The sequence below is a fragment of the Glycomyces salinus genome, from assembly GCF_016428645.1.
Classification (GTDB): domain Bacteria; phylum Actinomycetota; class Actinomycetes; order Mycobacteriales; family Micromonosporaceae; genus Glycomyces; species Glycomyces salinus.
Map to the genome: position 1 here is coordinate 1 of NZ_JAELXW010000045.1, position 12075 is coordinate 12075.

At 70.6% G+C, this 12075-nt stretch carries 12 protein-coding genes; 6 read left to right on the plus strand and 6 right to left on the minus strand.

Annotated features, from left to right (window positions below; all coding sequences use genetic code 11):
- Both JFB92_RS26970 and JFB92_RS14030 read right to left on the minus strand, forming a co-directional pair.
- The coding region (locus JFB92_RS26970; RefSeq protein WP_199039863.1) for a DUF397 domain-containing protein at nt 1-162 on the minus strand (162 nt) is incomplete at its 3' end.
- Between the two features lie 33 nt (nt 163-195).
- Nucleotides 196-1044 (minus strand): helix-turn-helix domain-containing protein, encoded by an 849-nt coding sequence (locus JFB92_RS14030; RefSeq protein WP_199039755.1) that lies wholly within the window; start codon nt 1042-1044, stop codon nt 196-198.
- A 359-nt stretch (nt 1045-1403) separates the two neighbouring features.
- Here JFB92_RS14030 and JFB92_RS14035 point away from each other — a divergent pair, with 359 nt between their 5' ends.
- The 3 genes from JFB92_RS14035 to JFB92_RS14045 are packed head-to-tail and all read left to right on the plus strand — an operon-like array spanning nt 1404 to nt 2465.
- Nucleotides 1404-1841 (plus strand): hypothetical protein, encoded by a 438-nt coding sequence (locus tag JFB92_RS14035; protein WP_199039758.1) that lies wholly within the window; start codon nt 1404-1406, stop codon nt 1839-1841.
- Nucleotides 1838-2164 carry a hypothetical protein gene (locus JFB92_RS14040; RefSeq protein ID WP_199039762.1) on the plus strand — a complete coding sequence of 109 codons (327 nt, stop codon included), beginning with the start codon at nt 1838-1840 and terminating at the stop codon, nt 2162-2164. The genes JFB92_RS14035 and JFB92_RS14040 overlap by 4 nt, the downstream gene beginning before the upstream one ends.
- Nucleotides 2157-2465 (plus strand): hypothetical protein, encoded by a 309-nt coding sequence (locus tag JFB92_RS14045; protein WP_199039765.1) that lies wholly within the window; start codon nt 2157-2159, stop codon nt 2463-2465. The genes JFB92_RS14040 and JFB92_RS14045 overlap by 8 nt, the downstream gene beginning before the upstream one ends.
- A 4-nt stretch (nt 2466-2469) precedes the next feature.
- On the opposite strand, the gene JFB92_RS14050 is transcribed toward JFB92_RS14045, so the two are convergent.
- Both JFB92_RS14050 and JFB92_RS14055 read right to left on the minus strand, forming a co-directional pair.
- The gene (locus JFB92_RS14050; protein WP_199039768.1) at nt 2470-3399 is read right to left on the minus strand and encodes a hypothetical protein; all 930 of its coding nucleotides are present in this window, start codon (nt 3397-3399) and stop codon (nt 2470-2472) included.
- 60 nt (nt 3400-3459) lie between these two features.
- The gene (locus JFB92_RS14055) at nt 3460-4758 is read right to left on the minus strand and encodes a nucleotide sugar dehydrogenase (RefSeq protein ID WP_372451647.1); all 1299 of its coding nucleotides are present in this window, start codon (nt 4756-4758) and stop codon (nt 3460-3462) included.
- Between the two features lie 321 nt (nt 4759-5079).
- On the opposite strand from JFB92_RS14055, the gene JFB92_RS14060 reads away from it, so the two are divergent.
- Entirely contained in the window at nt 5080-6183 is a 1104-nt protein-coding gene (locus tag JFB92_RS14060; protein ID WP_199039787.1) for a glycosyltransferase family 2 protein, read from the plus strand.
- On the opposite strand, the gene JFB92_RS14065 is transcribed toward JFB92_RS14060, so the two are convergent.
- Nucleotides 6091-7548, minus strand: coding sequence for a glycosyltransferase family 2 protein (locus tag JFB92_RS14065; protein ID WP_199039790.1), 1458 nt, complete (start codon nt 7546-7548; stop codon nt 6091-6093). The two genes, JFB92_RS14060 and JFB92_RS14065, sit on opposite strands and share 93 nt — an antisense overlap.
- Before the next feature lie 19 nt (nt 7549-7567).
- Nucleotides 7568-9070: a glycosyltransferase family 2 protein gene (locus JFB92_RS14070; protein ID WP_199039793.1), complete on the minus strand. Its 1503-nt coding sequence runs from the start codon at nt 9068-9070 to the stop codon at nt 7568-7570.
- 162 nt (nt 9071-9232) lie between these two features.
- On the opposite strand from JFB92_RS14070, the gene JFB92_RS14075 reads away from it, so the two are divergent.
- A complete protein-coding gene (locus tag JFB92_RS14075; RefSeq protein ID WP_199039796.1) occupies nt 9233-11707 on the plus strand; it encodes a glycosyltransferase in 2475 nt (824 codons plus the stop codon).
- A 5-nt stretch (nt 11708-11712) separates the two neighbouring features.
- A complete protein-coding gene (locus JFB92_RS14080; protein ID WP_199039798.1) occupies nt 11713-12054 on the plus strand; it encodes a hypothetical protein in 342 nt (113 codons plus the stop codon).
- The last annotated feature ends 21 nt before the right edge of the window (nt 12055-12075 follow it).

Sequence of the window (12075 nt, forward strand, 5' to 3'; positions counted from 1 at the left end):
GGCCGGGGAGTCGGTATCCCCAACGGGAGCCGCCTCGACGCAGGCACCGTTGCTCATGCTACGGCTGGACTTCCTCCAGGGGGCGTCGTGGACGCAGGCCACTTCGACACAGTTGCCGTTACCAGCGCTGCGGCTGGACTTGCGCCATTGAAGTGATTCCATGTCAAACACCTTCAGAGTCGAGTCGAATGCTCTTCACCCGATGCTACCTGCGAGCTCGCGGATCATCTTCAGCGACTCTTCAGGGGCCAGCGCCATGTCCTGGAGCTTCGCGTGCGCTGTCTGGTACTCGCTGACATGCTCAGGTTCCTCCAAGACCTGGCCCCGAGTGAAGTTGTCGAGGTAGACCACCGGTTCATCCAGCGCATCGGGGAAGCTGATGAGCACGTATGGTCCGGTCATCGAAGGATGCCCTCCTGCCGCGAATGGGAGGACCTGAATCGTGATGTTCGGCAGTTCGGCGAGCTCGGCCAGGTGTTCGAGCTGTTCGCGGAACTCCTCGGCGCTGCCCAGTTGGCGGAGCAGGACCGCCTCGTTCAGGACGGCTATGACATGCACCGGGTCGTCGCGGTACAGGATCTGTTGTCGGCGTAGGCGCGCGGCTACCTTCTGATCGATGTTTTCTTCGCCAGCGGTCCATCGGAAGATCGTTCGGGCGTAGGACTCGGTCTGGAACAGTCCGGGGATGTTCTCGGACTCGTAGGTCGCGAGCGTGGCGGCTTCCTCTTCGAGGCCGACATAGAAGCTGAACCAGTCGGGCATGACTTCGCCGTAGTTCTGCCACCAGCCGCGCTCCTGCGCGCCTCGTGCCAGGTCGATCAAGACCTCGGCGTCCTCGCCGGTCACGCCGTAGAGGGCGAGAGCGGCACGAACCACCACCGGTCGGGCAGTGACTTCGCGGCTCTCGATGCGCCCCAGGTTGCCTGGGCTCATATCGAGGGCCTTTGCGGCCTGGCCACGGTTCAGTCCAGCTCGCTCGCGCAGCTTCCTGAGTTCTTGGGCGATTCGGCGGCGTTTGACTGTAGGGCTTCGTAGGACTGCCATGCGAGAAGTATCCCATCGCAGGATAGCGAGAGCAAATTATCTTCACACGATCGCGTGTCATGCAACTTGCGTGGAGATGTGGCGGCATGTATGGTGAGTGTCACGGCTTGAGGTCGTAAACTTCATACCGGGTCGTTTTTCGGGCGGTTGCTGGCTCGCAGGCCGCGGGTTCGGTGGGGGATCGGCGGCGCGCCGCCCGTCGCGGCCTTCGCCCGCCCCGGTCTTCCCGTTCCGGGGCGGGCAACCCCAAAACCAGACAATTTCAATCTGGCCGCACAGACAGCGGCCCGCCTCAATACAGATCTTTGGCGAGATTCCTGAGGCGGGCCGCGTAACACCACAGAGAAACGAGGTTTCCCATGGCATTCTTGAGCCTACCGCGCGATCCCGTGCCCGCCTGGGTCAAGATCGACCTCCAGCTCCACCAGCCCTACCGCACCCTCCTCGGCTTCGGTCGCCTGCGCTGCGACTGGTGCGGCGAGAAGTGGGGCCGCCACGGGTGTCCCTCCCGCGAGTCGGCCGCCCGCCTGTTCACCTACACCGCCAGCCGCGCCCAGAAAGAAGCCGCGCTCCTCGCCGGAGAGATCACCCCTGCCGACCTCAAACTCCGGCCCCGCCGCCCGGTCCCGAACCGGCCCGCGCCCGCTCATCCGACCGGCCGCCACCGCCGCAGGCCCCGGCCTACACCTGAGACCGGCCCGTCGCTGGTACTGACCTCGCACTCACACGCCCGGCCCCGTCCGGACCGAAACTCCGATCGGCCCACGCCCCGGCGATTCGCGGGAGTGGGCGCATGAGCAGCAGCGAAACCGACCGCGAACCGGCCACCGTCACCAAGCTCGGCACCGCCGACTTCCGCGACCGCGTCATCACCGGCTACGTCCACCACGCCGAATCCGACTCGATCATCCTCCGCCAACTCTTCCCCGGCTCGCCTGTGGACATCGGCGTCATCGACCAGATCGAGGCCACCACCGGCCAGGTCACCATCTACCCGGCCCACCGCCGGGCCTGGACCGCCACCGACCGCGCCGCCCTCGCCGGATTCTTCGTCCACCGCTGGCACGACCGCCGCCGCGCCTTCGGCGCCCCGGCCCCGCGGGGAGCCGCTCATGGCTGACCTGCGCACTCCCGACAGCGAATGGATACTGCTCGGCGAGTTCACCCGGGGCATCGGTTCCGGTGACCGCATCACCTTCACCGTCGAACGCTCCGGCCACGACCCGACCCTCCACAGGATCTCCTACCGCGAACAGGGGAGCACCAGCCCCGGCGAGGTCTGCACCTTCACCCACCCCAGCCGCGGCGAACCGGTCTGGGCCCGCGCCTGGGACGGCGACCGGCTCAGTCCCGGTATCCTCACCGACGCCAGAGCCGGACTCTGCCGATCCGTGGTCGTCCAGTCGCCAAGAACCCGATGATTCGTCAGCGCCGCATGAACGATGCGAGCTCCGCCCGGAGGTTCGGGCCGGGGTGGGTCTCACGTTCAGTCATCTGGTCGACCGCCTTCTTCGCGAGGGCCAGGTCCTCATCGCCTGCCGCGCCCCGGAGCAGTGCCAAGTCGGCCTCCACTCGGATGCCCGTGAAGACCTTCTCGGAGTTGATCTGGTCCATCGCCTCGAACGCGGCCGGTACCGGGCGCCGCACCTGATCGCTGAACGACAGCAGTCCCAAGGCGATCAGGTGACCGATCCGCGCCACCGGCATGGACTGGTCCGGCAGGATCTCCAGCCGGTCGGCGGCCCGCACGATCTCGGGCTCGATCTTCGAATCATGGAAGCACAGGTCGACGAACAGCTCCCGGTCCGGCGTGTCCGCGTCGACGAAGCCGACTTCGGTGATCCGTCCCTCGTCGGGCCGGACGATCTCGAAATCGCCGGTCGGGCCCTCTTCGACGTCCAAGGGCCTGAACGAGGCCCGCTCGGTCAAGGTCAGGAGCTTGTAGCCCGAGCCCGTCAGCCCCTCGATGATGTCCTGCGCCACTTGGTCATCGGTGACGGGCAGGATCACGGTCGCGTGGGTCGTGTAGCGGGGTTCGACCCGCGCCGAGACCGCCAGGCTCCCGGCCAAGGCCCACGGCGCTTCCAGGGAGTCGAAGGCGTCCGCGAGGCGCGCGTAGGCGCGTTCGAGGCTGTTCACCCGCGGCGCGGACATGTCCGCCAGCGCACCGGGTTCGGCGCGGCGGATGTCGGGCAGCTCGACGTCGTCGCCCGCCCAGTTCATCAGGGCGCCGCGCAGCTCCGAATCGCCGATGTCGGGCCGTGATCGCAGCAACGTCATGCGGTGCATGCGCAGTCGCGTCTCATCCGCCTCGACGGCGATCCTCAGTCGTTCGGCAGGTGTGAGCGATGCCATTGGGCAACGGTAGCGCCGACCGCCGGGCTCCGTCTCCTCCGAGACGGCGCGCCGCGTCCGTCAGAGGGTCTCGACGCCCTCGGTGCCTCGGAGGGATCCTCGGGTGTCCAGGACCGGGACCCCCTCGGGGAGGGCGTCGGCGGTGTAGGCGCTGTGGTTGGTCAGCAGCACGATCAGGTCGGCCTTGGCTCCGGCCAGGGTCTCCACCCGCTCGACCTCGTTGCCGGCGATCTTCCAGGTCGCCACGTGCGGGTCGTGGTAGGCGACCTCGGCGCCGGCGTCGATGAGCTTCTTCGCCACCGGCTCGGCCGGCGACTCGCGCTGGTCGGCGATGTCGGGCTTGTAGGTCACGCCCAGCAGCAGCACGCGCGAGCGCGACAGCGCCAGCCCGTTCTCGTTGAGCCGGGACATCGCCCGGCTCACCACGTACTCGGGCATCCGGTTGTTGATCTCCTGGGCCAGCTCCACGAAGCGGAACGGGTAGCCGAGCGTGCGGACCTTGTAGGAGAGGTAGTTCGGGTCGATCGGGATGCAGTGCCCGCCGACCCCCGGGCCGGGGTAGAACGCCTGGTACCCGAACGGCTTGGTCTTGGCCAGGCCGATCGCGTCCCACAGGTCGACGCCCAGCTCCCGGCAGAACACCGCCATCTCGTTGACCAGAGCGATGTTCACGTGCCGGTAGGTGTTCTCCAGCAGCTTGGCCATCTCGGCCTCGCGCGTGCCCTTGGCCGGGACGACGCGATCGATGAACCTGCCGTACAGCTCCGAGGCGGCCGCGGTGCACTCGGGAGTGAGCCCGCCGACGACCTTGGGCGTGTTGACGATCCCGTACACCGGGTTGCCCGGGTCGACCCGCTCGGGGGAGAAGGCCAGGTGGAAGTCGGTTCCGGCCCGCAGTCCGCCGCCTTCGAGGATCGGGCGGACGACCTCCTCGGTCGTGCCCGGATAGGTCGTCGACTCCAGCACGACGAGGGTCCCGGGCCGCAGGTGCTCGGCGGCCGAGGCGGCCGCGGAGGTCACTGCGGTCAGGTCCGGCCCGCCCGCCTCGGAGAGGGGCGTCGGCACGCAGATCACGATCGCCTTCGCCCGCGCCTGCACCGAGGCGTCGGCCGAGGCCGAATAGCCCTGCTCGACCATGGTCGCGAGCTCGGCGTCGGCGATGTCGTCGATGTGGCTGGAGCCGGAGTTGAGGGCGTCCACGACATACTGGGAGCGGTCGAGGCCGACCACGGTCAGGCCCTTGGCGACCGCCGCCTGGGCCAGGGGCAGGCCGACGTAGCCCTGCCCGACCACGACCAGGTCGACGGGAGTGCCGCCCTGGTGATCAATCGATGCCACTGCGGTGTCCTTTGCATTCAGTGCGGGGTGCGCTGGCGGAGATGCCGGGAATCGAGATTAGCAATGGCGAATTCCGTGCCGTGGAGCAGGCCGAATGTTGTGATCCGTTGCAGCCCGGTTCACTTTATCGATACCTGTCGTCCATCCGCGGTTCGACCGTCTCAAGAGTTCACTGACCGATTGCCCAGAATTCACCTTCCGCTTCAGCGGCCGCGCCCGGGCGGACCATTCGCACAGACGAGTCGAAATCTGACGTTTACATGGACGAATGGGAGTCCTCGGGGTCACTTTCGTGCGGTCGCGGGACCACTCCGCTCGCACCGAGGAGGATAGGATCGCTACATGCCCGCTTTGAGCATCGTCATCCCCGTCTACAAAGCCGAGGAATACCTCGCTGGATGCCTGGACAGCATCCTCGGCGGCGGCGGGGACCGGCTCGAGGTCGTCGTGGCCGACGACTGCTCGCCCGACCGCTCGCGCGAGATCGCCGAACGCTACGCGGCCGCCGATCCGCGCCTGCGCGTCGTCTCGACCCCGGAGAACGCCGGCTCCGGACCCGCCCGCAACTTCGGGCTCTCCCAGGCCACCGGCGACTACGTGTGGTTCGTCGACGCCGACGACGAGCTGGGGCCCGGCGCCGTCGACCGGGTCATCGAGGCCGTCACCGCCTCGCACGGGAAGCTCGACGTCGTGCTCGTCCAGCACGAGAAGGTCCGCGACTCCGGCGAGGTGGAGGTCGGCGAGCTGGCCGAACTGGCCGAGCGGGCCCCGGTCGACCCCGGCGCCTTCACCCTCGAGCAGTGGCCCGAGATCGTCGACTACACCCACACCCCCTGGACCAAGGTCTCCCGCCGCGAGTTCCTGACCTCGATCGGCATGGGCTTCCCCACCGGCTGGTACACCGACATCCCCTGGACCTACGGCCTGTTCAGGCGCGCCGAGCGCATGGCGGTGGTCACCGAGTGCTGCTACCGGTGGATCCAGCGCGCCGGCTCCTCCATCACCCGCACCCGCGACGACCGCCACTTCGACGTGTTCACCCAGTGGGAGCGGGTCTGGGACGACTTCGAGTCCGTCGAGGACGCGGGCGTGCGCACCGCCCTGTTCAACCACATGGTCTGGCACCTGCTGCTGGTCATCGGCAACACCGAGCGGGTCGACCCGAAGAAGCGGCGCGAGTTCTTCCGCCGCACCTCCGAGCTGTACCGCCTCCACCACCCCGGCCGCGAGCACTGGCGGCCCGCTCCCGGCGTCGACGGCCTCAAGCAGCGCCTGCTGGCCGCTCGCGCCTACCTCGGCTACGAACTGCTCCGCCAAGCCTGGCGCCTGACCCGCCGGGCGCGGCGGCGCCGCTCAGCCCCCGAGGAGCCTGCCCAGGGCGCCGCGCGCCCGCCGACGCAGGCCCTCGGGTCGTCCTCCTCCTCGGCCGACCTCCGCCGATCCTGAGTCCGGATTCGCGCCGGTGACGGCGTCGACCAGATCGCCCTCGGCGACCCGCGCGAAACCCCAAACGGCGTCGATGTCCACGCCCAGGTGATCGGCCCTGGCGCGCGCCGCGGCCCGCTCCAGGCGCACCGTCCCGGCCTCCAGCTCGACCTCCAGCAGCCCGAGCCGCCGCTCATTGGCGAACGCGACCAGCGCCTCGACCGCCTTGCGTCCGGGTCGGGCCTGCGCGGGCAGCCAGATCCGGTAGGGCACGTCCGCGTCGGGCTCGTCGTCGCCGGCCAGGCGCACCCGGGCCTCGCCCTTGAACGACTCGGCCAGCAGCCGCAGCTCCAGGTCCGGGTCGTCGAGCGGGGCGTGCCGCTCCCGCAGTGGGCCCGGCCACCGCCCGACCAGCGAGACGCGCACGTCCGGCACCGTCCCGGCCAGGACCCGGTCGGCGCATTCCTCGGCGCCCGCGGCCGCGTCGATGAAGACCTCGGCCAGCGGCGTGTCCCAGGACCGCCTCGCGCGCGGGCGCTTGAGGTCGAGCTCGGGCACCCGGCCCGCGATGAACGGGCGCCGGTAGTGCTTGGCCAGCTGCCCGCGAGCGGCGATCTGCCGCGGCCCCAGGTGCCACGACGAGGAGCCGTAGTCGGGGACGAAGGCGGCCCCGGCCTGGTGGAGCCGGTAGCCGAAGATCGTGTCGGAGCCGAGGATCACGTCCGCGTCCATGCCGCCCGAGGCCTTGTACAGCGTCCGGTGCACCGAGAACGTGGCACCGACCAGGACCCGGAAGGCCCGGTGGTCGGAGGTCCGCAGGCCGTCGGTGCGGTCGATGATCGCCTCGATCCACTGCGGCTCGGAGGCGTCGCGGTCGAACAGCTCGGCGGCCTTGCCGTCGGCGACGGCCTTGTGCACCTCGCCGGGGTCCAGGTCGCCGGGGGAGTAGTCGACGAACCGCTTGTGGCCGAGCACGGCCAGGTAGTCGGCCGCGTGGTGCCAGCGCATCTGCGACTCGACGTGGTCGGCCCAGGCCAGCATGTCCGAGTCCAGCCGCAGGACCACCTCGCCGTCGCTGCGCTCGACCCCGGAGTTCGTCGCGTGCGCCGAGGCCCACCCGCCCGGGAGCGGCTCGACGATCCGGGTCAGCTCGGGCCGCAGCTCGGGCAGGCGCAGCGGCGGATCGGAGGCGTCGTCGACGACGACGACCTCCAGCAGCTCGGCGGGATAGGTCTGGGCGGCCAGGGCCGCCAGCACCACGTCGAGCCGCTCCTGGCCGCCGTGGGCGGGGATGACGATGCTGACGCTCAGGGTCGGCTGCCAATCCTCCCCCTGCGGCGCCGCGAGCGTCCCGTAGTCGTTGCCGAGGATGCTCGGTGAGGCCATCGAAACTCCCATCGAAGCTCTATCTCTTGAGAAGCGCGCGCAGGCGGGCGCGCTGCCGGGCGTTGAACAGGCGGCGGACGAGCCGCCTGGGCAGACTCGGCGGCGGCGGGGTGAACGCGGTGTCGCCGGGCTCGGCCGAGGCCAGGCGCCGGTGGCGCACCGCGCCCCAGATCCCGGCGACGGCCTTGTCCAGGTCGCCGTCGGCGCCGGTGAGGTGGCGGGCGCGCGCGAACGCGGCCGTGCGCTCCAGCCTCGCGAAGCCGCCCTCGGGCAGCTCGGCCAGGACCAGGCCGGCGTCCTCGCGGACCGCCGTGCCCAGCAGGCCGGTCATCGAGTCCGGTCGCAGGTTCACCGGCCGGGGGAGGAGCAGCCGGTAGGGGACGGCCGGGTCGGGCTCGGGCCGCTCCGGCAGCATCCGCACCCGCCTCTCGCCCTCGTACATCTCCTCGATCAGCCGCAGCTGCGCGCCCTCGCCGGAAAGGATCGCCTCGCGGTCGTGCCGGGGCGGGGCCTGCCCGGTGACCAGCGTGATGCGGACGTCGCCGTCCTTGCCGGCCAGGACCGGGGCGACGGTCGCGTCGACCTGGTCGACGCCGGCGCCGTCGACCTCGACGACGATGTCGACGTGCGGGACCCGCCAGGCCCGCGGCGGGGCCGCGCGCCGCATCCCGTGCAGCGGCACCCGCTGGGCGATGTAGGGCAGGCGCTGGTTGCGGCCCTCGGTCTCCTTCTCCTGCATCTGCGGGAATCCCAGGTGCCAGGACGAGGAGGTCCGCTCGGGCACGAACACGGCCCCGGCCTGGGCGAGCCGGTAGGCGAACTCGGTGTCCGAGCCGAGCCGCAGCGTGGTGTCCAGCCCTCCGGCGGACTTGAAGAAGTCGCGGTGGAGCGAACCGGTCGCCCCGATGAAGACCCGGTAGTTGGTCGGGTGGTGCACGACCAGGCCGTCGGTGTCGTCGATGATCTTCTCGATCCAGTGCGGACGGGACGACTCGATCTCGAACAGCGCCCGCCCCTCGCCGCACCCGATCTTCTCGTGGACCTGCGTCGGGGTCAGCCGCCCCGGCTCCCACTCGACGAACCGCTTGTGGCCGAGCACGGCCAGGTAGTCGGCGGCGTGGTGCCAGCGCATCTGGGCCTCGACGTGGTCGGACCAGGCGACCATGTCCGAGTCCAGCCGCAGGATGACCTGGCCCTCGGCGTGGGCGACCCCGGTGTTGACCGCGTGCGCCGAGCCCCACGAGTCGGGCGGGGTGGTGATCAGGCGGGTGTGCTCGGGGCGCAGCTCGGGCAGTCGCAGCGGCGGGGTCGAATTGTCGTCGACGACGACGACCTCCAGCAGTTCGTCCGGATACGTCTGCGCGGCGAGAGCGGCCAGGGTCAGGTCGAGTTTCTCCTGGGCCCCATAGGCCGGTATGACAACGCTCACCGACAGATTGGGCTTCCAGCCGTCCCCGGACGGCCGCTTCAAGGCCGTATAGTCGTTGCGGACGATGCGCGGGCGTTTCTGCGAGTCGTTCATTTCTCGCTCACAATATCCCGGGCCCTTTAGGAGCCGCGTAGCGGCTTGCCCGTTAATTGCCTGTTTACTTGAACGCGGATTATTGTTTGAATTCTATTCAAGTAATCTGCGCGACCGGGTGCCAGGATCATGCGGAATCCGAGCAGGAGACAAACGACATCGATGACCTTCGAAGATGAAATCGAGCTGTACCCCGGTCGGCTGACCGACGACTACCTGGCGCGGATCGCCGTCCGGCGCCCGGGCACGCTCGTGGCGACCGCGCTGCGGACCCGCTCCAGGTCCGCCCGGCACCTGCTGGCGCGAGCCGCCTCCCGCGAACTCGACCTGCCGCGGCTGCTGGAGGCCGCCCGCACAGGCGAGCGGCTCGACCGCCGCGTCGATGTGGCCAGGCTGTGCGAACTGGCCCGCGTCGTCGGCCTCCAGTTCGGCACCGAGGAGGACCGCCGCGACGCGCTCGCCCTCTACGACGCGGCCCTGCGCACCGGCGGACCCAAGCGTGTCCCCGGCCGCGACCAGGCCCTCCACGCCCAGCTCTCCCTCGCCCTCGGCGACACCGCCCGCGCCGCGGACCTGCTGCGGCGCTACCGCCGCATGCCCGCGCTCGAACGCGGCGGCATCGAGGCCGACCTGGCCCACCCCGACCGCGGCGGCGACCCGGACGCCTGGATCGCCGCGCTCGCGCGCCTGACCGGCCACCGCCTCCGCCTGGCCGCCGAGACCGACCTGCCCTGGTTCGACCGGCTCACCGCCGGCGCCGGCCGCCCGATCACCGACGGCCCCAAGGTCTCGGTGGTCATGACCGCCTACCGGCCCGACCGGGCCCTGCGCACCGCCGTCACCTCGCTCCTGGCCGGCACCTGGCAGAACCTGGAGGTCCTCGTAGTCGACGACGCCTCCGGCGAGGAGTTCGAGCCCGTCCTCGCCGAAGTCGAGGCCCTCGACGAACGCGTCCGGCTCATCCGCAAGCCCGTCAACGGCGGCACCTTCGCCGCCCGCAACGCCGCCTTCGACGAGGCCGCCGGCGAATTCCTCACCGGCCTGGACTCCGACGACTGGGCCGCCCCCGACCGCCTCGCCGACTCCGTCGCCCCCCTGCTGGCCGAACCCGAGCTCCAACTGGCCTACTCCCAGGCGTTCCTGTTCACCGAGGACCTCGAGGTCTCCCGGCCCGGCCGAGTCGTCACCACCACCTCCACCGCCTCGATGACGTTCCGCCGCGGCGTGCTCGACCGCATCGGCTACTACGACGAGGTCCGCAAGGGCGCCGACACCGAGTTCCTCGCCAGGGTCGCGGCCGCCTACGGCCCCGACGCCGTCCGGCGCCTCGAACACACCTACACGCTCATGCGCCAGGCGCCCGGGTCGCTGTCCCGCGACGAGTTCGGCCCCGGCTGGAAGCACCCCTCCCGCCGCGCCTACCAGTCCGCCTACCCGCTGTGGCACCAGCGCATCCAGGCCGGCGAGGCCGACCCGTACCTGCCCCGCGGCGGCCCGAGGCCCTTCTGGGCCCCCTACCACGCGGCCGTGGCCGCCCGCGACCGCGCGCGGCGCCGCTTCGACGTCGTCTTCGCCCTCGACTGGCGGCCCTTCGGCGGCCCCCAGAAGTCCACGATCGAGGAAATCAGGGCGCTGCGCGCCGAGGGCCTGAACCTGGCGATCATGCACCTGGAGTCCTGGCGGCACATGACCACCGAGGACCGCCCCATGAACCCGCACATCCAGAGCCTGGTCAACGACGGCACCGTCGACCAGGTCCTGCCCACCGACGACGTCGAGTGCGACCTGCTGATCCTGCGCTACCCGCCGATCCTCCAGTTCCGCTCCGGCGAACGCAGCGGCGTCCGCCCGCGGCGCATGATCGTCCTGGCCAACCAGGCCCCCGCCGAACGCGACGGCTCCGACCTCAGATACCTGCCCGACGCCGCCCACGCCAACGCGACCGAGATGTTCGGCGTCGCCCCCCTGTGGGTGCCGCAGGGCCCGCAGGTCCGCGAGGCCCTCACGCCGACCGGGCCCGAGTCGGACCTCCCGCGCCTGACCGCGGACGCCCTGGCCCCCTTCGACATGCCCGGCATCCTCGACCCGGCCTCCATGGCCCCGGCCCGCACCGGCTTCCGCTCGGTGCTGCCGGTGGTCGGCCGCCACTCCCGCGACGACGCCACCAAATGGCCGACCGCCGAGGACCTGTTCCGCGTCTACCCCGACGACGGCCGCTGGGACGTGCGCGTCATGGGCGGGGTCAAATCCGTGAACCAGGTCACCGGCCGGAGCGCCCCGCCCGAATGGACCTGCTACCGGTTCAACGAGACCGACGTCGACGCCTTCCTCTACCAACTGGACTTCTGGGTATACTTCCCCCATCCCAGGCAGTACGAGGCGTTCGGCCGCGCCGTCCTCGAGGCCCTGGCCGCCGGGTGCGTGACCGTCCTCCCGCCCCGGTTCGAACCGACCTTCGGCGACGCCGCCCTCTACTGCGAGCCCGCCGAGGTCGCCGGCCTCATCGACGCCCACTACGCCGATCCCGAGCGGTTCCTGGCCCGCAGCGCGCTCGCCCAGCAGCGGGTGCGCGAGAAGTTCAGCCACGACACCTACCGCAAACTCGTCACCGACATCCTGTCCGAGGTCCCACAGTGAAGCCAATGCTCAAAGCCGCCTACAACCGGCTCGGAAGGCCCCCGCTCCGACGCGTGGCCGCCGTCGGCGGCCTCATCGCGGCCGCGGCCGGAGTCGCCGTCGCCTACCTCGCCGACGCGCGCACCACCGCGGCGCTGGCGCTGCTGCTGAACCTCGCCGTGCTCGGCGCGCTCGCCGCGGTCTGGAACCAGACCAGGCGCACCAGCGCCGAAGTCCGCCAGTCCGACGAGCGCACCGAGGTCACCTACAGGCGCATCCTCGCGGCCATCGAGGTCGAGCGGCTGGCCGCCGAACGCCGCCACGCGGCCCGCATAGTGCCCGGTCAGGGGGGCGAAGGAGAGCGGTAGTATTGGCGCGCCGCTTTTCCA

Excerpts from the sequence above, each read along its gene's own strand:
- JFB92_RS14030 (WP_199039755.1), bottom strand. The coding sequence starts at position 1,044 with ATGGCAGTCCTACGAAGCCCTACAGTCAAACGCCGCCGAATCGCCCAA.
- JFB92_RS14035 (WP_199039758.1), top strand. The coding sequence starts at position 1,404 with ATGGCATTCTTGAGCCTACCGCGCGATCCCGTGCCCGCCTGGGTCAAG.
- JFB92_RS14040 (WP_199039762.1), top strand. The coding sequence starts at position 1,838 with ATGAGCAGCAGCGAAACCGACCGCGAACCGGCCACCGTCACCAAGCTC.
- JFB92_RS14045 (WP_199039765.1), top strand. The coding sequence starts at position 2,157 with ATGGCTGACCTGCGCACTCCCGACAGCGAATGGATACTGCTCGGCGAG.
- JFB92_RS14050 (WP_199039768.1), bottom strand. The coding sequence starts at position 3,399 with ATGGCATCGCTCACACCTGCCGAACGACTGAGGATCGCCGTCGAGGCG.
- JFB92_RS14060 (WP_199039787.1), top strand. The coding sequence starts at position 5,080 with ATGCCCGCTTTGAGCATCGTCATCCCCGTCTACAAAGCCGAGGAATAC.
- JFB92_RS14065 (WP_199039790.1), bottom strand. The coding sequence starts at position 7,548 with ATGGCCTCACCGAGCATCCTCGGCAACGACTACGGGACGCTCGCGGCG.
- JFB92_RS14070 (WP_199039793.1), bottom strand. The coding sequence starts at position 9,070 with ATGAACGACTCGCAGAAACGCCCGCGCATCGTCCGCAACGACTATACG.
- JFB92_RS14075 (WP_199039796.1), top strand. The coding sequence starts at position 9,233 with ATGACCTTCGAAGATGAAATCGAGCTGTACCCCGGTCGGCTGACCGAC.
- JFB92_RS14080 (WP_199039798.1), top strand. The coding sequence starts at position 11,713 with ATGCTCAAAGCCGCCTACAACCGGCTCGGAAGGCCCCCGCTCCGACGC.